The organism is Streptomyces sp. SAS_281, assembly GCF_052542855.1.
Genome location: NZ_JBMNDO010000015.1, coordinates 16,981 through 35,328, shown reverse-complemented (window position 1 = coordinate 35,328; position 18,348 = coordinate 16,981). Strand labels below are relative to the sequence as shown.

Annotated in this window: 15 protein-coding genes and 1 tRNA gene; 4 read left to right on the top strand and 12 right to left on the bottom strand. The window is 71.0% G+C overall.

Annotated features, from left to right (window positions below; translation table 11 throughout):
- Positions 1–42 precede the first annotated feature (42 nt).
- Both ACN6LM_RS08345 and ACN6LM_RS08340 read left to right on the top strand, forming a co-directional pair.
- The gene (locus ACN6LM_RS08345; RefSeq protein ID WP_445064634.1) at positions 43–855 is read left to right on the top strand and encodes a trans-aconitate 2-methyltransferase; all 813 of its coding nucleotides are present in this window, start codon (positions 43–45) and stop codon (positions 853–855) included.
- The gene (locus ACN6LM_RS08340; protein WP_445064633.1) at positions 852–1,217 is read left to right on the top strand and encodes a VOC family protein; all 366 of its coding nucleotides are present in this window, start codon (positions 852–854) and stop codon (positions 1,215–1,217) included. The genes ACN6LM_RS08345 and ACN6LM_RS08340 overlap by 4 nt, the downstream gene beginning before the upstream one ends.
- Before the next feature lie 66 nt (positions 1,218–1,283).
- Here the strand turns inward: ACN6LM_RS08340 and ACN6LM_RS08335 are convergent, their stop codons facing one another.
- The 4 genes from ACN6LM_RS08335 to ACN6LM_RS08320 all read right to left on the bottom strand — a co-directional run bounded on the left by ACN6LM_RS08335 (position 1,284) and on the right by ACN6LM_RS08320 (position 6,823).
- Positions 1,284–3,047 carry an FG-GAP repeat domain-containing protein gene (locus ACN6LM_RS08335; protein ID WP_445064683.1) on the bottom strand — a complete coding sequence of 588 codons (1,764 nt, stop codon included), beginning with the start codon at positions 3,045–3,047 and terminating at the stop codon, positions 1,284–1,286.
- Between the two features lie 166 nt (positions 3,048–3,213).
- The gene (locus ACN6LM_RS08330) at positions 3,214–4,956 is read right to left on the bottom strand and encodes an FG-GAP repeat domain-containing protein (protein WP_445064632.1); all 1,743 of its coding nucleotides are present in this window, start codon (positions 4,954–4,956) and stop codon (positions 3,214–3,216) included.
- 200 nt (positions 4,957–5,156) lie between these two features.
- The gene (locus ACN6LM_RS08325; RefSeq protein WP_445064631.1) at positions 5,157–5,843 is read right to left on the bottom strand and encodes a TetR family transcriptional regulator; all 687 of its coding nucleotides are present in this window, start codon (positions 5,841–5,843) and stop codon (positions 5,157–5,159) included.
- Complete coding sequence (locus tag ACN6LM_RS08320) at positions 5,840–6,823, bottom strand: acyl-CoA desaturase (RefSeq protein ID WP_445064630.1); 984 nt, start codon at positions 6,821–6,823, stop codon at positions 5,840–5,842. The genes ACN6LM_RS08325 and ACN6LM_RS08320 overlap by 4 nt, the downstream gene beginning before the upstream one ends.
- Before the next feature lie 335 nt (positions 6,824–7,158).
- Here ACN6LM_RS08320 and ppc point away from each other — a divergent pair, with 335 nt between their 5' ends.
- Complete coding sequence (gene ppc, locus ACN6LM_RS08315) at positions 7,159–9,888, top strand: phosphoenolpyruvate carboxylase (protein ID WP_445064629.1); 2,730 nt, start codon at positions 7,159–7,161, stop codon at positions 9,886–9,888.
- A gap of 74 nt (positions 9,889–9,962) precedes the next feature.
- Here ppc and pth read toward each other — a convergent pair whose 3' ends face one another.
- From pth to ACN6LM_RS08285, 6 genes are all read right to left on the bottom strand, one after another.
- Positions 9,963–10,556, bottom strand: coding sequence for an aminoacyl-tRNA hydrolase (gene pth / locus ACN6LM_RS08310; RefSeq protein WP_445064628.1), 594 nt, complete (start codon positions 10,554–10,556; stop codon positions 9,963–9,965).
- 123 nt (positions 10,557–10,679) lie between these two features.
- Positions 10,680–11,267, bottom strand: coding sequence for a 50S ribosomal protein L25/general stress protein Ctc (locus ACN6LM_RS08305; RefSeq protein ID WP_445064627.1), 588 nt, complete (start codon positions 11,265–11,267; stop codon positions 10,680–10,682).
- A gap of 211 nt (positions 11,268–11,478) precedes the next feature.
- Positions 11,479–12,453 carry a ribose-phosphate diphosphokinase gene (locus ACN6LM_RS08300; RefSeq protein ID WP_018524797.1) on the bottom strand — a complete coding sequence of 325 codons (975 nt, stop codon included), beginning with the start codon at positions 12,451–12,453 and terminating at the stop codon, positions 11,479–11,481.
- A 120-nt stretch (positions 12,454–12,573) separates the two neighbouring features.
- Entirely contained in the window at positions 12,574–14,022 is a 1,449-nt protein-coding gene (gene glmU / locus ACN6LM_RS08295; RefSeq protein WP_445064626.1) for a bifunctional UDP-N-acetylglucosamine diphosphorylase/glucosamine-1-phosphate N-acetyltransferase GlmU, read from the bottom strand.
- A 108-nt stretch (positions 14,023–14,130) separates the two neighbouring features.
- A tRNA-Gln gene (locus ACN6LM_RS08290) sits at positions 14,131–14,201 on the bottom strand.
- Positions 14,202–14,212: 11 nt separating this feature from the next.
- Positions 14,213–15,079 carry a hypothetical protein gene (locus ACN6LM_RS08285; RefSeq protein ID WP_445064625.1) on the bottom strand — a complete coding sequence of 289 codons (867 nt, stop codon included), beginning with the start codon at positions 15,077–15,079 and terminating at the stop codon, positions 14,213–14,215.
- 155 nt (positions 15,080–15,234) lie between these two features.
- Here ACN6LM_RS08285 and ACN6LM_RS08280 point away from each other — a divergent pair, with 155 nt between their 5' ends.
- A complete protein-coding gene (locus ACN6LM_RS08280; protein ID WP_445064624.1) occupies positions 15,235–16,536 on the top strand; it encodes a sensor histidine kinase in 1,302 nt (433 codons plus the stop codon).
- Between the two features lie 570 nt (positions 16,537–17,106).
- Here ACN6LM_RS08280 and ACN6LM_RS08275 read toward each other — a convergent pair.
- Complete coding sequence (locus ACN6LM_RS08275) at positions 17,107–17,631, bottom strand: SUKH-3 domain-containing protein (protein WP_445064623.1); 525 nt, start codon at positions 17,629–17,631, stop codon at positions 17,107–17,109.
- A gap of 8 nt (positions 17,632–17,639) precedes the next feature.
- A complete protein-coding gene (locus tag ACN6LM_RS08270) occupies positions 17,640–18,173 on the bottom strand; it encodes a YwqJ-related putative deaminase (protein ID WP_164402034.1) in 534 nt (177 codons plus the stop codon).
- Between the last annotated feature and the right edge of the window lie 175 nt (positions 18,174–18,348).

The following is an 18,348-nucleotide window of genomic DNA, read 5'->3' as shown; positions in this document are numbered from 1 at the left end:
AGTGTCTTGACATCAAGATACTTGCGACCGATCCTGGAACCCATGACCGCACCCTTCTGGGACCCGCAGCAGTACCTGCGCCACGCGGACCACCGCACCCGCCCCTTCCACGATCTCCTGGCCCGCGTCCCCGACCCGCCGGACAGCCCCGGAGACGCCCCCGCGCCCCGCATCGCCGACCTCGGCTGCGGCGCCGGCAACGTCACCGCCCTGCTCGCCGGGCGCTGGCCGCACGCCCGGATCACCGGCTACGACAACTCCCCCCAGATGCTGGAGAGGGCCCGCGCCCACGCCACGGAGCTGCTGGACTTCGCCGAGGCCGACGCGGCCGTCTGGACGCCCTCGGAGCCGTACGGCCTGATCGTCTCCAACGCCCTGCTCCAGTGGGTCCCCGGCCACGCCGCCCGCCTGCCGCTCTGGCTGGACGCCCTGCTCCCCGGCGGCACCCTCGCCCTCCAGGTCCCCGGCAACTTCGACCAGCCCTCGCACGTCCTGATGCGCGAACTCGCGGAGTCCCCGCGCTGGCGCCCCCGCCTCGGCGGCCTGCTGCGCCACGCGGACGCCGTGCTGAGCCCCGCCGGATACCTGGACGCGCTGACCGGACCCGGCACCACCGCCGATGTCTGGGAGACCACCTACCTCCACCTGCTCCCGGGCGACGACCCCGTCCTCGACTGGGTCAAGGGCACCGGGCTGCGCCCCGTCCTCACCGCACTCGCCGATGACGAGGAGGCCCGGGACGCGTTCCTCGCCGACTACCGCGACCGCCTGCGCACCGCCTACCCGCGCGGCCCGCACGGCACGGTCCTCCCCTTCCGCCGCATCTTCGCCCTCGCCCACCGGGAGCCCCGATGATCGCCTCGCTCGACCACGTCCAGCTCGCCGCCCCCGCCGGCAGCGAGGGCGCGCTGCGCGCGTACTACGGGGACGTGCTCGGCATGACGGAGATCCCGAAGCCGCCGGTGCTCGCGGCCCGGGGCGGCTGCTGGTTCGCCGCCGGACCGGTCCAGCTGCACCTGGGCATCGAGGCGGACTTCCGCCCCGCCCGCAAGGCCCACCCCGGCCTGCGCGTCACGGACATCGAGGCGTACGCGGCCCGGCTGGCCGGGCGCGGCGCCGAGGTGGCCTGGGACGACGGCCTGCCGGGCCACCGGCGCTTCTACAGCCACGACCCGGTGGGCAACCGGCTGGAGTTCCTGGAGCCGGTGGCCGGCTGACCCCGCACACACGGCGGCGCCCCGCCCCCGCGTGTGCGGGGACGGGGCGCCGTGGGTCACGCGGGCCTAGTACAGGCCGTTGTAGATGTCCCAGCCGTAGCCGATCTTGGCGCGCTTCTTGATCTCGCCGGTGCCGGTGGACGAGTAGCGGTACACGTCACCCGCGCCGTCGACGCCGACCAGGTCGGCCTTGCCGTCACCGTCGAGGTCGCCCGGAGCGGCGAACTGCTTGTACGTGTCGTAGCCGTAGCCGATCTTGACACGGGCCGAGAGCGGCTTGGTCACGCTGCCCGTGCCCTTGTACAGGTACAGGTCGCCCTTGGTGTCCCGGGCCACGACGTCCGCGAGGCCGTCGCCGCTGAGGTCACCGGCGCCGACGATCTTGTTGTACGTGTCGTAGCCGTAGCCGACCTTGACCTTGGCCGCGAACTTCGTGCCGAGCCCGTTGCCCTGGTACAGGTACAGGTCGCCCGCGGTGTCGCGGGCCAGCACGTCGCCCTTGCCGTCGCCGCTCAGGTCGCCCGGGCCGGTGAGGCTGTTGTAGACCTGCCAGCCGGTGCCGATCTCCTCGGCGCCGACGTAGAGCGTGCCCTTGTAGACCTGGAGGAGCTCGGCCCAGCCGTCGTTGTCCAGCGAGGAGGCCAGCGACAGGCTCACCTGGTTCCAGCCGGTGTCCGAGCTGTCCAGCTGACGCGGGAAGAACTGCTCGTTGTTCCGGCTCTGGTACCAGTACAGGCTGCCGCCCGTGGTACGCGCCTCCAGCTCCTGCTTCCCGAACGCCGGGTTGCCGCCCGCGCCGGCGAACAGCGCCGCGGCGTTCCAGCCCTTGCCGGCCTCCTGGCGCGGGAAGGAGAGCCCGTCGCCCATGGCGCGGTAGAAGTAGAGGTCGCCGCCCGGCTTGCGGGCCATGACGTCGCCGTAACCGTCGCCGTCGACGTCGTCGAAGCCGATGATCTGGTTGTAGATGTCCCAGCCGTAGCCGGACATGGGGAGGCGACTGAACGGGGCCGTCGCGTCACCGGTGCCGAGGTAGGTGTAGATGTCGCCGCTGGGCGTACGGGTCAGGACGTCCCCGATGCCGTCGCCGTCCACGTCGTTCATGCCGACGATCTGGTCGTAGATGTCCCAGCCGGAGTACACCTTGACACCGGCCGCGAAGGGCGCGCTGTCCACGGTGCCGGTGGAGACGTAGACGTAGATGTCGCCGGAGGGCGTCCGCGCGAGCAGGTCGCCGCGGCCGTCGCCGTCCAGGTCGCCGGGGGCGACGACCTTGTTGAACTTCTGCCAGCCGTTGCCCGACCAGGTGGCGGGGCCGGCTCCGTCCGCGCCCAGGCTCCGGTGCAGCGAGAGCGTGCCGGTCGCCGAAAGCGTCAGGACCTCGGCCTTGCCGTCGCCGTCGAGGTCGCCCGGCGTGATGATGTCCTTGGACATCTCGAACGCGTCGGCACTGTCGATCTTGTACGGGTGCGAGCCGCCCTCTGCGTCCGTGCTGGCGTACACATCGCCGTCCAGGCCCCGGTACAGCTGGTCGCTGCGGCCGTCGCCGTCCAGGTCCGCGCGCGGCTTGGCCGGGACGACCGCGGAGGGGGTCTGAGCGCCCGCCGCGCCCGCCGCGCCCGACTTCTTCTTCGCCGCGGGCTTCGGCAGGTTGAGCGTCGGCTGCCCGCCGAGCTCGGCGGTGGACTGCGAGGTGGCACCGGCCGGAGCGGGCGCCGGGTCATCGGCCGAGGCCGGAGCCGCCAGCAGCATGCCGGCGGAGAGAACGAGTGCGGTGCAGGCCGCGATCCTGCGCGCGCGCTTGGAGCGCACGGCGAAGCGGCCGGGTTCCACAGAAGACAAAGCCCCCCCAGGGGTAAGTGGTGGAACGGAACCGGAGAAGACCTTCACGGGCACATCGCGTGCAAGGTGAAGCTTTCCCGGGATGTGCCCAGACTTTACAACGCCCCGTCCCCATGAACCATGGGGACGGGGCGTTCCGCGGAAGCGGCTCGGACGCCTAGTACAGGTTGCTGTAGATGTCCCAGCCGTAGCCGATCTTGACGCGCTTGCTGATCTTGCCGGTGCCGGTGGACGTGTAGCGGTACACGTCGCCCTTGCCGTCCACGCCGATCAGGTCGGCCTTGCCGTCACCGTTGATGTCGCCCGGGGCGGCGAACTGCTTGTACGTGTTGTAGCCGGTGCCGATCCTGACGCGGCCCTTGAGCGGCTTCGAGGCGACACCCGTGCCCTTGTACAGGTAGAGCGTGCCGTCCTTGGCGCGGGCCACGACGTCCGCGATGCCGTCGCCGCTGAGGTCACCGGCGCCGACGATCTTGTTGTACGCGTTGTAGCCGTAGCCGACCTTGATCCGGGACGCGAGCTTGGTGCCCTGCCCGTTGCCCTTGAACAGGTACAGGTTGCCGGACGTGGTGCGGCCGAGCAGGTCGCCCTTGCCGTCACCGCTCAGGTCGCCGGGACCCACGACGGCGTTGTAGCCGCTCCAGCCGCCGCCGAGGGTCGAGTCCCCGTTGTACAGCGTGCCCTTGTACGTCTCCATCAGGTCGGCCATGCCGTCGCTGTCGAGCGACGACGGGAAGGTGATGTTCGCCCCGGCCCACCCGCCGCTGTCGCTCGCCTTGATGCGGGCGCTCAGCTTGCCGTTGTTCATCGCGTAGTACCAGTAGAGGGTGCCGCCCTTGGTGCGGGCCATCACCTCGTTCTTGCCGAAGTCGGGATTGCCGCCCTGGCCCGCGAAGAGGGAGGAGACGTTCCAGCCCGTGCCGCCGGCCGTCCGCTTCAGGAAGGTGCCGTAGCCGGTGGACTCGTAGAAGTACAGCGTCCCGCCGGGCGTACGGGCCATCAGGTCGCCGAGGCCGTCGCCGGTGGCGTCGTCCGCGGGGATGATCTGGTTGTACGCGTCGTACCCGTAGCCGGCCTTGACGCGGGCCGCGTACGGCGACGCGGCCTTGCCGGTGCCCGCGTAGTAGTACAGGTCCCCGGCGGGCGTGCGGGCGTAGATGTCGCCGATCCCGTCGCCGTTGACGTCGTTCGCGCCGACGATCTGGTCGTACGAACCCCAGCCGTAGCCCACCTTGACGCCGGCCTTGAAGGGGGCGCCGGAGACGTTGCCGGTGGCGGCGTACAGGTAGACGTCGCCGGACGGCGTACGGGCGAGCAGGTCGCCGCGGCCGTCGCCGGTCAGGTCGCCGGCGGCGACGACCTTGTTGTACTTCTGCCAGCCGGTGCCGGACCAGTCGGCGTAGCCGGTGTTGCTGGTGCCCAGGATCTGGTGGATCGCGAGCGTGCCGGTCGCCGACAGGGTGAGCAGCTCGGGCGAACCGTCGCCGTTCAGGTCGCCCGGCGTGATGACGTCCTTGAGCCGCTCCTCGAAGTCGCCGGTGCTCACGGTGAACTCGTACGAGTCCGCCCCGTTCGCCGGAACGAGGTAGTAGTGGTCGTTGATCCCGCGGTACAGCGTGTCGCTGATGCCGTCGCCGTCCACGTCGAAACGCGGCAGGGCGGGAACGACCGCCGCCTTCACGCCGTCCACGCCCGCCGCCCGCGACTTCTTCTTCGCGGTGGGCGCGGGCAGGGTCAGCGTGGGCTGCGGGTCGGCGGCGGGGACGCGGGGCTGGGTGGCGCGGTGCGGCGCGGGCGCCGCGTCATCGGCCGAGGCCGGGGCGGCCAGCAGCATGCCGGCCGAGAGGACGAGTGCGGTACAGGCAGCGAGCCGCCGCGCGCGCTTGGTGCGTGCGGGCATGGCGCGGCCGGGTTCCACAGAAGACAAAGCCCCCCCAGGGGTACGTGGTGGAACCGGGAGAAACGTCTTCACAGGTGCATTACATGCAGGGTGAAGCTTTCCCGGGATGCCCACAGACTCTACAACTGTGTCCACTGGGACTGAAGTGGTTTACCCATGAATCATCGGCCGGCCCGGCCGCACGGCGGGCGCGCACACTGTCAGCTCTTCCGGTGCCCTATCAGCCGCGGCTTCGACTCCAGGTTCTCCAGACCGTGCCAGGCCAGGTTCACCAGATGGGCCGCGACCTCCGCCTTCTTCGGCTTGCGCGCGTTCACCCACCACTGGCCGGTCAGCGCCACCATTCCCACCAGGGCCTGTGCGTACAGCGGGGCCAGCTTCGGGTCGAAACCCCGGGCCTTGAACTCCAGGCCCAGGATGTCCTCGACCTGGGTCGCGATGTCGCTGATCAGGGACGCGAAGGTGCCCGTCGACTGGGCGACCGGAGAGTCCCGGACCAGGATGCGGAACCCGTCGGTGTACGTCTCGATGTAGTCCAGCAGCGCGAACGCCGCCTGCTCCAGGAGCTCCCGGGGGTGCCCCGCGGTCAGCGCACCCGTCACCATGTCCAGGAGCTGGCGCATCTCCCGGTCCACCACGACCGCGTACAGTCCCTCCTTGCCGCCGAAGTGCTCGTAGACGACCGGCTTCGACACCCCCGCCCGGGCCGCGATCTCCTCGACCGACGTGCCCTCGAAGCCCTTGTCGGCGAACAGGGTGCGACCGATGTCCAGCAGCTGCTCGCGGCGTTCCTTCCCGGTCATCCGCACCCGGCGGGCCCGCCGGGACGAAGGTGCACGGGTGTTCTCGCTGCTTGCGCTGGAGTCGGTCGCCACGTCGTCCATCATGCCGCGTCGGCCACCGCGCGGTTGCGCCGGGACTCGATACGGGCGTCGTCCGGCCAGCGCACGTCGTACGCCCAGCCGGCCTGCTCGAACCAGCGGATGAGCCGCGCACTCGAATCGATCTGACCGCGCATCACGCCGTGCCGCGCGCTCGTCGGGTCCGCGTGGTGCAGGTTGTGCCAGGACTCGCCGCACGACAGGACCGCCAGCCACCACACGTTGCCCGACTTGTCCCGGGACTTGAAGGGGCGCTTGCCGACCGCGTGGCAGATCGAGTTGATCGACCACGTCACGTGGTGCAGCAGCGCCACCCGTACCAGCGAGCCCCAGAAGAACGCCGTCGCCGCACCCCACCACGACATCGTCACCAGGCCGCCGACCAGCGGGGGGATCGCCAGCGAAATGATCGTGAAGGTCATGAAGTGACGCGAGATCCGGCGGATCGCCGGGTCCTTGATCAGGTCCGGCGCGTACTTCTGCTGCGGGGTCTGCTCCTCGTCGAACATCCATGCGATGTGGGCCCACCACAGACCCTTCAGCAGCGCCGGCAGCGTCTCGCCGAACCGCCACGGCGAGTGCGGGTCACCGTCCGCGTCCGAGAACCGGTGGTGCTTGCGGTGATCGGCCACCCAGCGCACCAGGGGGCCCTCCACCGCCAGCGAACCGGCCACCGCCAGGGCGATACGGAGCGGACGCTTCGCCTTGAACGAACCGTGCGTGAAGTACCGGTGGAAGCCGATCGTGATGCCGTGGCAGCCGATGAAGTACATCGCCACCAGCAGACCCAGATCGAGCCAGCTCACACCGCGGCCCCAGGCCAGCGGCACCGCCGCCACCAGGGCCACGAACGGCACGATGATGAACAGCAGGAGCGCGAGCTGCTCGATCGACCGCTTGTTGTCCCCGCCGAGCGTGGCGGAGGGAAAAGCCTGATCACCGGCCGCCGGGGCGGCGGCCTCGATCACATCGGGGCTGGTCTTCATGGGGAGTCCCCTGAGGGTGAGAACGGGACGGACAACCGTGGTTACGCACCCGTAACCTACGGCCTCGTAAGTATGGCAGCGCGAAGGCCCGCCCACGAGAGGGCGAAACACCGCGCACAGACGCACGAATACCGGGTAGACACACACCGCGTACCCCGCCCGGAGCCCCCGCTCACATGGAAGCCCGCACGGGGCGCGAACAGCACCGAAAGCACGGACACCTATCCTGGAGAGGTCGGACAGCGCGGTCCGCACCCTGCTTTCCGGGGTGGCGTCGGCATCCGCCGACCGCGGTCCCGGGTCCCGTGCACAACCACTGCAAGGAGCCGCACACTGTGAGCAGTGCCGACCAGACCCCCGCCGCCAGCCCCGAGCTGCGCGCCGACATCCGCCGCCTCGGCGACCTGCTGGGCGAGACCCTGGTACGCCAGGAGGGTCAGGAACTCCTCGACCTCGTCGAACGCGTACGCGCCCTGACCCGCTCCGACGGCGAGGCCGCGGCCGAACTCCTCGGCGACACCGGCCTGGAGACCGCCGCCAAGCTCGTCCGCGCCTTCTCCACCTACTTCCACCTGGCCAACGTCACCGAGCAGGTCCACCGCGCCCACGAGATGCGCGACCGCCGGTCCGCCGAGGGCGGCCTCCTCGCCCGCACCGCCGACCGGCTCAAGGACGCCGACCCCGAGCACCTGCGCGCCACCGTCAAGAACCTCAACGTGCGCCCCGTCTTCACCGCGCACCCCACCGAGGCCGCCCGGCGCTCCGTCCTCAACAAGCTCCGCCGCATCGCCGCCCTCCTGGAGACCCCGGTCATCGAGGCCGACCGCCGCCGCCAGGACCTCCGGCTCGCCGAGAACATCGACCTCATCTGGCAGACCGACGAGCTCCGCGTCGTACGCCCCGAGCCCACCGACGAGGCCCGGAACGCCATCTACTACCTGGACGAACTGCACGCCAACGCCGTCGGCGACGTCCTGGAGGATCTGGCCGCCGAACTGGACCGCGTCGGCGTCGAACTCCCCGCCGGCACCCGCCCCCTCACCTTCGGCACCTGGATCGGCGGCGACCGCGACGGCAACCCCAACGTGACCCCCGCGGTCACCTGGGACGTCCTCATCCTCCAGCACGAGCACGGCATCACCGACGCCCTCGAACTGGTCGACCAGCTCCGCGGACTGCTCTCCAACTCCATCCGCTACACCGGCGCCACCGACGAACTCCTCGCCTCACTCCAGGCCGACCTGGACCTCCTCCCCGAGATCAGCCCCCGCTACAAGCGGCTGAACGCCGAGGAGCCCTACCGGCTCAAGGCCACCTGCATCCGCCAGAAGCTCGTCAACACCCGCGAACGCCTCGCCAGCGGCCGCCCCCACCGCCCCGGCTGCGACTACCTCGGCACCGCGGAGCTGGTCAGCGACCTCGCCCTCATCCAGGACTCCCTGCGCCGCCACAAGGCCGGCATCGTCGCCGACGGCCGCATGGACCGCACCATCCGCACCCTCTCCGCGTTCGGCCTCCAGCTCGCCACCATGGACGTCCGCGAACACGCCGACGCCCACCACCACGCCCTCGGCCAGCTCTTCGACCGGCTCGGCGAGGAGTCCTGGCGCTACGCCGACATGCCCCGCGACTACCGGCAGAAGCTCCTCGCCAAGGAACTGCGCTCCCGCCGCCCCCTCGCACCCACCCCGGCCCCGCTCGACGCCGCCGGCGAGAAGACCCTCGGCGTCTTCCACACCATCAAGGAAGCGTTCGAGCGCTTCGGCCCCGAGGTCATCGAGTCCTACATCATCTCGATGTGCCAGGGCGCCGACGACGTCTTCGCCGCCGCCGTCCTCGCCCGCGAGGCCGGCCTCGTCGACCTGCACGCCGGCTGGGCCAAGATCGGCATCGTGCCGCTCCTGGAAACCACCGACGAGCTGCGCGCCGCCGACGTCATCCTGGACGAGATGCTCGCCGACCCCTCCTACCGGCGCCTCGTCTCCCTGCGCGGCGACGTCCAGGAGGTCATGCTCGGCTACTCCGACTCCTCCAAGTTCGGCGGCATCACCACCTCCCAGTGGGAGATCCACCGCGCCCAGCGCCGCCTGCGCGACGTCGCCCACCGCTACGGCGTACGGCTGCGCCTCTTCCACGGCCGCGGCGGCACCGTCGGCCGCGGCGGCGGCCCCTCGCACGACGCGATCCTCGCCCAGCCCTGGGGCACCCTGGAGGGCGAGATCAAGGTCACCGAGCAGGGCGAGGTCATCTCCGACAAGTACCTCATCCCCGCGCTCGCCCGGGAGAACCTGGAACTGACCGTCGCGGCCACCCTCCAGGCGTCCGCCCTGCACACCGCACCCCGCCAGTCCGACGAGGCCCTGGCCCGCTGGGACGCGGCCATGGACACCGTCTCCGACGCCGCCCACGCCGCCTACCGCAAGCTCGTCGAGGACCCCGACCTGCCCTCGTACTTCCTCGCCTCCACCCCGGTCGACCAGCTCGGCAACCTCCACCTGGGCTCGCGGCCCTCCCGCCGCCCCGGCTCAGGCGTCTCCCTCGACGGACTCCGCGCCATCCCGTGGGTCTTCGGCTGGACCCAGTCCCGCCAGATCATCCCCGGCTGGTTCGGCGTCGGCTCCGGCCTCAAGGCCCTGCGCGAGGCCGGCCTCGAGACGGTCCTGGAAGAGATGCACGAGCAGTGGCACTTCTTCCGCAACTTCCTCTCCAACGTCGAGATGACCCTCGCCAAGACCGACCTGCGCATCGCCCGGCACTACGTCGACACCCTCGTCCCCGACGAGCTCAAGCACGTCTTCGACGTCATCGAGGCCGAGCACGCCCTCACCGTGCAGGAGGTCCTGCGCGTCACCGGCGGCGAGAAGCTGCTCGACACCAACCCGGTGCTCCAGCAGACCTTCGCCATCCGCGACGCCTACCTGGACCCGATCTCCTACCTCCAGGTCTCCCTGCTCGCCCGCCAGCGCCAGGCCGCCGAAGCCGGCGAGGAGGAGGACCCGCTCCTCGCCCGCGCCCTGCTGCTCACCGTCAACGGTGTCGCCGCGGGCCTCCGCAACACCGGCTGACCCGGCACCGCACGACGACGGGGCGCGGGGAATTCCTCCCCGCGCCCCGTCGTACGTCCACGGCTCGACACCGGTCAGGAGTTGTACGCGGACTGCGCCCGCTCCAGACCCTCCGCCAACAGGCACTCCACCGCGTCCGCCGCCCGGTCCACCTCGAACGCCAGCTCCTTGCGCTCCGTGGACGAGAAGTCCTTCAGCACGAAGTCCGCGACCTGCATCCGCCCCGGCGGCCGGCCGATCCCGAACCGCACCCGGTGATAGTCCGGACCCATCGCCTTCGTCATCGACTTCAGCCCGTTGTGCCCGTTGTCCCCGCCGCCCAGCTTCACCCGCAGCGTCCCGTAATCGATGTCCAGCTCGTCGTGGACCGCCACCACATGGTCCAGCGGCACCTTGTAGAAGTCCCGCAGCGCCGCCACCGGCCCCCCGGACAGATTCATGTACGACATCGGCTTCGCGACCACCACCCGCCGGCTCAGCGGACCGGGCGGACCGATCCGGCCCTCCAGCACCTGCGCCTGCGCCTTCGGGGCACGCTTGAACCTCCCGCCGATCCGCTCGGCGAGCAGGTCGGCGACCATGAAACCGACGTTGTGCCGGTTCGCCGCGTACTCGGGGCCGGGATTGCCCAGCCCCACGATCAGCCAGGGGTCGGTGGCGTCGGACATCGCGCGAAGTCTCCTCGTTCGTACGCGTACAGCGGCGTGGACAGGAAAGTGGACAGGAAAACGGGGCGGCGGCTCCCGGAAAGGGAGACCACCGCCCCGTCAGTCAAGCAGGCGGGACGGGACTCAGCCCTCCTCGCCCTCACCCTCGGCGCCCTCGGCGGACGGCTCCTCGGCCTGCGCGGCGACGACCTGGAGCACGATGGCGTCCTCGTCACCGGCGAGCACGGAGCCCTTGGGCAGCGGGATGTCCTTGGCGAGGATCGACGCACCGGAGTCCAGGCCCTGCACGGAGACCGTGACGGACTCGGGGATGTGGGTGGCCTCGGCCTCGACGAGCAGGGTGTTCTGCACGTACTCGAGCAGGTTCCCACCGGGGGCCAGGTCGCCCTCGACGTGCACCGCGATCTCGACGTTGACCTTCTCGCCGCGCTTCACGGTCAGCAGGTCGACGTGCTCGATGTCGCCCTTGAGCGGGTTGCGCTGCACGGCCTTGGGGATGACCAGGGCGTCCTTGCCGTCGAGCTCGATGCCGATCAGGACGTTGGCGGTACGGAGCGCGAGCTGCAGCTCGTGGGCCGGCAGCGTGATGTGGACGGACTCGGCGCCGTGGCCGTAGACGACCGCGGGGACCTGCTGCGCGCGGCGCGCGCGGCGGGCGGCACCCTTGCCGAACTCGGTACGGACCTGGGCGGCGAGCTTGATCTCGGCCATGGTGGCACTCCTCGTGGGGTGACGGAAGAACGGACGGTCACCCGGCCATCAACTGGCCTGCTACGAAGAGCGCGCCGATAACGGATCGCCGTACATGAGTACGGCCTCCCTCGCCGAGCAACTCACTGAGTCTACCCGGCGGGGAGGCCGCACCCCAAAGTGGATCAACGACGGCGCACGCGCCGCCCCGGTCCCACCGCTCCTACTGCTCCTACTGCTCCTCGAAGAGGCTCGTGACCGAGCCGTCCTCGAAGACCTCGCGCACCGCGCGGGCGATCGTCGGCGCGATCGACAGCACCTTGATCTTGTCGAGCTCCAGCTCACCCGGCGTCGGCAGGGTGTCCGTGAACACGAACTCGCTGACCTTCGAGTTCTTCAGACGGTCCGCCGCGGGGCCCGAGAGCACACCGTGCGTCGCCGTCACTATGACGTCCTCGGCGCCGTGCGCGAACAGGGCGTCGGCGGCGGCGCAGATCGTGCCGCCCGTGTCGATCATGTCGTCGACCAGGACGCAGACCCGGCCCTTCACATTGCCGACGACCTCGTGCACGGTCACCTGGTTGGCGACGTCCTTGTCACGGCGCTTGTGCACGATCGCCAGCGGGGCGTCGAGCCGGTCGCACCAGCGGTCGGCGACGCGCACCCGGCCGGCGTCCGGCGAGACGATCGTCAGCTTGGAACGGTCCACCTTGGCACCCACGTAGTCCGCCAGGATCGGCAGCGCGAAGAGGTGGTCCACCGGGCCGTCGAAGAAGCCCTGGATCTGGTCCGTGTGCAGGTCGACGGTGAGGATGCGGTCCGCACCCGCCGTCTTCATCAGGTCCGCGATCAGGCGGGCCGAGATCGGCTCCCGGCCGCGGTGCTTCTTGTCCTGGCGGGCGTAGCCGTAGAACGGCACGATCACCGTGATCGAACGGGCCGACGCGCGCTTCAGCGCGTCCAGCATGATCAGCTGCTCCATGATCCACTTGTTGATCGGAGCCGTGTGGCTCTGGATCAGGAAGCAGTCCGCGCCACGTGCCGACTCCTGGAAGCGGACGTAGATCTCACCGTTGGCGAAATCGAATGCCTTCGTCGGCACGAGGCCGACACCGAGCTGGTGCGCGACCTCCTCGGCCAGCTCGGGGTGGGCGCGGCCGGAGAAGAGCATCAGTTTCTTCTCGCCGGTCGTCTTGATCCCGGTCACAGCACAGTCTCCTCAGACGTGTTCCTGGCGCCGCACGCAGATGTCCCGATGTGCAACGAGCCAGCCGAAATGGGGTGAGCATCTATCACGGTACGCGGTGCTGGACGCACCTGTTTCCGGTCAGCTTTCGCCGGCCGGCCTCTCCTCCGCCGCCTGAGCCGCCTGCGCGGCGGCGCTTCCGGGACGCTTGCGCGCCACCCAACCCTCGATATTCCTTTGCTGGCCCCGGGCCACGGCCAGCGAACCGGACGGCACGTCCTTCGTGATGACCGAACCGGCGGCGGTGTAAACCCCGTCCCCGACCGTGACAGGCGCCACAAACATATTGTCCGACCCGGTCCGGCAGTGCGACCCGATCGTCGTGTGGTGCTTGGCCACGCCGTCGTAGTTCACGAACACGCTCGCGGCGCCGATGTTGGTGTGGTCGCCGATCGTCGCGTCGCCCACGTACGACAGGTGCGGGACCTTGGTCCCCTCGCCGATCGTCGCGTTCTTCATCTCGACGTACGTCCCGGCCTTGGCCTTCGGACCCAGCTTGGTGCCCGGCCGCAGGTAGGCGTACGGGCCCACCAGCGCGCCCGGGCCCACCTCGGCGCCGTCCGCCACCGTGTTGTCCACCCGCGCGCCCGCGTGCACGACGGTGTCCGTCAGCCGCGAGTTCGGGCCGACCTCGGCGTCCTCCGCGAGATGCGTGGCACCCAGCAGCTGGGTCCCCGGGTGCACGATCGCGTCCCGCTCGAACGTCACCGTGACGTCGATCAGGGTCGAGCCGGGGTCGACCACGGTGACACCGGCCGTCATGGCGCGCTCGAGCAGCCGCTGGTTCAGCAGCCGGCGGGCCTCCGCCAGCTGGACGCGGTTGTTGATGCCCAGGATCTCCCGGTGGTCGCCCGCCACGCAGGCGCCGACCCGGTGCCCGGCCTCGCGCAGGATCGACAGCACGTCGGTGAGGTACTCCTCGCCCTGGCTGTTGTCCGTCCGCACCTGCCCCAGCGCCTCGGCGAGCAGCTTCCCGTCGAACGCGAACACCCCGGAGTTGATCTCCCGGATCGCCCGCTGCTCGTCGCTCGCGTCCTTGTGCTCCACGATCTCGGTGACCGCACCGCTCGCGGCGTCGCGCACGATCCGCCCGTAGCCGGTGGAGTCGGGGACCTCGGCGCTGAGCACGGTGACCGCGTTGCCGTCGGCGGTGTGCGTGGCGGCGAGCGCGCCCAGCGTCTCGCCGGACAGCAGCGGGGTGTCCCCGCACACGACGACGACGGTGCCCTCGACGACCCCGCCCAGCTCGTCGAGCGCGACCCGCACCGCGTTCCCGGTGCCCTTCTGCTCGGCCTGGTAGGCGGTGCGCACCTGCGCGTCGGCGCCGCCGAGGTGGGCGGTGACCTGCTCGTGCGCGTGGCCCACGACGACGACGAGGTGCTGGGGGTCCAGCTCGCGGGAGGCGGCGACGACATGACCGACGAGCGAGCGCCCGGAGATCTCGTGCAGAACCTTGGGGGTCTTCGACTTCATGCGGGTGCCCTCACCCGCTGCGAGGACGACGACGGCTGCCGGGCGTACGGAGCTCACGGATAGGCCCTTCGGCTTCGGGTGGCGGACATCCGCAGGATACCGGGGGGCGTCGGGCCGGACATGGGCGCGGGCCCCGACCGAGGCGGTCGGGGCCCGCGCGAAGAGCTCCCGGGGAAGGAATCGAACCCTCATTCAATGGACCAAAACCATTTGTCCTGCCATTAGACGACCCGGGATGGTTTTACCGTTATGTCCGATTTCCTTGATCGGCTCGTTCTGCAGCACCTACTATGCCGCACCACCAGCCCTCGATGCGACGGTACAGCTCAGCACTTTTGTTCACGCGCACCACCAGGCATCCGTGGTAACCCTCGCCGGTGTTCTTGCGGTTGGTGACGGGATTGTGCTTCTTCAGCGTCGTTTTGCCGAAGGAGCCGGACCGGCCCACTTCCTCTCTCCAGAAGCGCTCGGCGTCAGACGCGTCGGCCGATTCGTGAATGTGGACGTGGAACCGCAGGTGCTCGGCTGGGACCCCCAATAGGCGGAGCCAGGTCAGGAACACGCGGATCATGCGCGGGTCGCTGTTGACGAACGTCACCCGCTCTTGAGGCCGGTGCGGTTTGGCTTTGGTGCCTTCGGCCCAGTAAAGCCCGACCCCGAGCATGAACAACTCCCGGTCGCTCATTGCTCCGATCTCAGTGGCCGCGTCCCTCTTGGTTTGCTGACGCTCTGCCTCGCGCCGCTCCAGGGTGGCCTCCCACCCACGTCTGGCGATGGCGGAGGCATCCTCACGTGAGCGTCTCGGCGGCTTCGGCATGTCCCGGACCCACAGTGAGATCGAACTCTTCGAGCACCCCAGCTCCAGCTGGATCTGGTCATACGTCTTCCCCTCCAGCCGCAGCTCCCGAGCCCTGGCCCGCAGGTCGTCCTTCGCGTTGGGGCGCTTCGTCCACTCCGGGGGCGGCTCCCCCTCCAACAGGCGGTTGAGGATGTCGTTGTTGTCGACGTGCAGCCGGTCCCGGATCCGGCGGCGGCTCAGCCCCTCCCGCCGTAACGCCACCGCGCGCTCGCGCAGGCCCTCGAAATCCGCGTACTTGCTCGTGATCTCCGTCATGCGCCAAGCGTTGTCCGGAATCCGGACGTCCGGGTCGAATGGGCGGTCGATTCGTTATTTCGGGCGGTTGTTCCCCAATCGGCCTCCGGTCGGACGTACGACGTGCTGTGCAGGTCACCCGAAAATGGGATGCGGCCGCCCGTACGCTGGATGCCATGACCGCAACGGGGGAAGACCGGGAAGCGGCGGGTCCGACCACCCGTGGCTACTGGTGGTGGGAACGGCGACGGAGTGTCGCGCTGGATGTGGGGCTCGCGTTCGTCTCGGCGGTGGAGTGCGGGCTCGAAGGGGTGGACTTCGCGGGGGACACCGGGCTTCCGGTGGCCTTCGGAGTGGTGTTCGGGGTGGTCGCGGGGACCGTGCTGCTGGTGCGGCGGCGGTGGCCGATCGCCGTGGTACTGGTCTCGATCGCGACGACGCCCGCGGAGATGGGCTTCCTGATGGGGCTCGTCGGCCTGTACACGCTGGCCGCGTCGGAGGTGCCCCGGCGGATCACCGCGGTGCTGATGAGCATGTCCCTGGTGGGGACGTTCATCGTGACGTACGTACGGCTGCGCCAGGGCGTCGACGAGAACGCCGACTTCGGGCCCGGCGACTGGTACGTGCCCATGCTGTCCCTCTTCATGGCCGTCGGGCTGACCGCCCCGTCGGTGCTGTTCGGGCTGTACATAGGGGCCCGGCGCCGGCTGATGGAGAGCCTGCGGGAGCGCGCGGACTCGCTGGAGCGGGAGCTGTCCCTGCTCGCGGACCGGGCCGAGGAGCGGGCCGAGTGGGCCCGTACGGAGGAGCGGACCCGGATCGCACGCGAGATGCACGACGTGGTAGCCCACCGGGTGAGCCTGATGGTCGTGCACGCGGCGGCGCTCCAGGCCGTGGCGCCCAAGGACCCCGCGAAGGCCGTGCGCAACGCGGCCCTGGTCGGCGACATGGGCCGCCAGGCGCTCACCGAGTTGCGCGAGATGCTGGGCGTCCTGCGGACCGGCGAGCCGGTGCGGACCCCGGTGGACAAGGTGCCGCTGGCCTCCGTGGGCCGGGCGGCGCAGGCCGCGGCCGAGGACGGGCCGCGGCTGGACGAGGTGGAGGCGCTGGTCGGCCAGTCGCGGGCGGCGGGCATGACCGTGGAGCTGTCGGTCGAGGGCTCCGCCCGCGCGTACGCGCCGGAGGTCGAGCAGACGGCGTACCGGGTGGTCCAGGAGGCCCTGACCAACGTCCACAAGCACGCGGCGGGCGCGAAGACGTGGGTACGGCTGGCGCACCGGGGCGCCGAGGTCGCCATGCAGGTGGAGAACGGCCCGACGGACGCGGCGACGGCCGACGCGGGCCTGCCGAGCGGCGGCAACGGCCTGGTCGGCATGCGCGAACGCGTCCTCGGCCTGGGCGGCGTCTTCGTCTCGGGCCCGACGGACGCGGGCGGCTTCCGGGTCTCGGCGGTCCTGCCGGACGAGGGCGGGGCCTGAGGCCCGGCGGGGCACCGCCGGGCCGTCCGGCGCCACCCCGGCCCGTCCGGCGTTCGAGGACGGCACCGTGGCGGCGGTGGCCGCCCCCGGCGGGGTGCGTTTCCAGTCCGTCCGGCGTTTGAGGACGGCACCGCAGCGGCGGTGGCCGCCTACCCGGCGGGGTGCGTTTCCAGCCCGTCCGGCGTTTCAGGACGGCACCGTGGCGGGTGGTGCCCGCGCACTCGGCGGGGTGCGTTTCCAGTCCGTCCGGCGTTTGAGGACGGCACCGTGGCGGGTGGTGCCCGCGCACTCGGCGGGGTGCGTTTCCAGTCCGTCCGGCGTTTGAGGACGGCACCGCAGCGGCGGTGGCGGCCCACCCGGCGGGTGCGTTTCCAGTCCGTCCGGCGTTCGAGGACGGCACCGCAGCGGCGGTGGCGGCCCACCCGGCGGGTGCGTTTCCAGCCCGTCCGGCGATTGAGGACGGAACCCTCGCGGTGGTGCTCGCTCGCCCGGCGTGCACCGGCAACCCGAGGGACCCGCGGCGACCGCGCACCCCGCGCCCGGCGTGAGGCCGCGGCCCGGTGGGCCTCCTCAGCCCGAAACCAGCCGCTCCGGCTGCAACCCCGTCACCAGCGTCGCCAGCGCCGTGTCGATGTCCTGGCCGAGGTACCAGTCCCCGGTGTGGTCGATGGAGTACACCCGCCCGGTCAGGTCGATCGCGAGGACGGCCTGGCCGTCCCCCTCCTCGCCGAGCGGCGCGACCTCGGTCGCCAGCGCGCGGCCGAGGTCGCCCAGGGTGCGGGCCAGGTGCAGCCCGCTGAGCGGGTCGATGCGGACGGCCGGCGGTGCGATCTGGCGGCCCGGCGCCGTGGCGGTGATCCGGAGGCCGCCGAACTCGGCCCACGCCTCGACGGCGGCCGGGAAGACGGCGTGCTGGTGCCCGGCGGGCGAGGCGTGCGCGCGCAGGGCGTCGGCCCACTCCTCGGCCTGGCGGATGTCCCAGCGGCCCGGCGCCCAGCCGGCGGAGCGCAGGGCGGCGTCGACGGCGACGGGGAAGCGGGTGGCGGACTGGCGGTCGGGGCCGGTCTGCCGGGGCAGGTCGGTGCGGTCGTGCATGGGCGCGGTCAGCTCTTCTCTGCGGTGGTGGCCGCGCCGGTCGCGGTGAGGTCGACCGGGCGTACGCCGAAGTGGGCGAGCATGACGGCGCAGGAGCGGCAGGGCGCCGCGTAGCTGCCGTGCAGCGGGTCGCCGTCCTCGCGGATGCGGCGGGCGGTGAGCCGGGCGTGCTTGAGGGCGCGGCGGGCCTCGCCGTTGGTGAGGGGCTTGCGCTGGGCGCGCTTGGAGCGCCCGGCCTCGGCGGCGGTGAGGTGCCGGGAGAGGAGTATGGCCTCGGGGCAGCGGCCGGTGAAGCGTTCGCGCTGGCCGCTGGGGAGGGTGTCCAGGAAGTCCTGGACGAGGTGGTGGAGGACCGGCGGTTGGTCGCCCTTGCCGGCGGTGCAGGTGAGTGTTTCGCCGCGTACGGACAGGGCGGCGGCGACGGCGGGCAGGATGCCGTCGCGGCGCTGGCCGAGCCGGGGCGCGGGGCCCTTGTCGGTGCTGCTCCAGCTGAGTCGTGGGTCCCCGGTCGTGACGGTCTGTGCAGAGTGTGCGGTGTGCATGGTGCTGTGTCCCTCCCGTGCCCGCAGCGGCCGCTGCCTTCTGTGCACGCCCCCGTGTTTGCGGGTGACAGCCTGCCAAATGTGTCGGGTCCTGTGAAAGCTGGGTCGGTGAAACGTGTCTGCGTGTCGCGGATCGGTGGCGCTCCCGTCGCTCGTCCGTCACCTGGCTGTGACG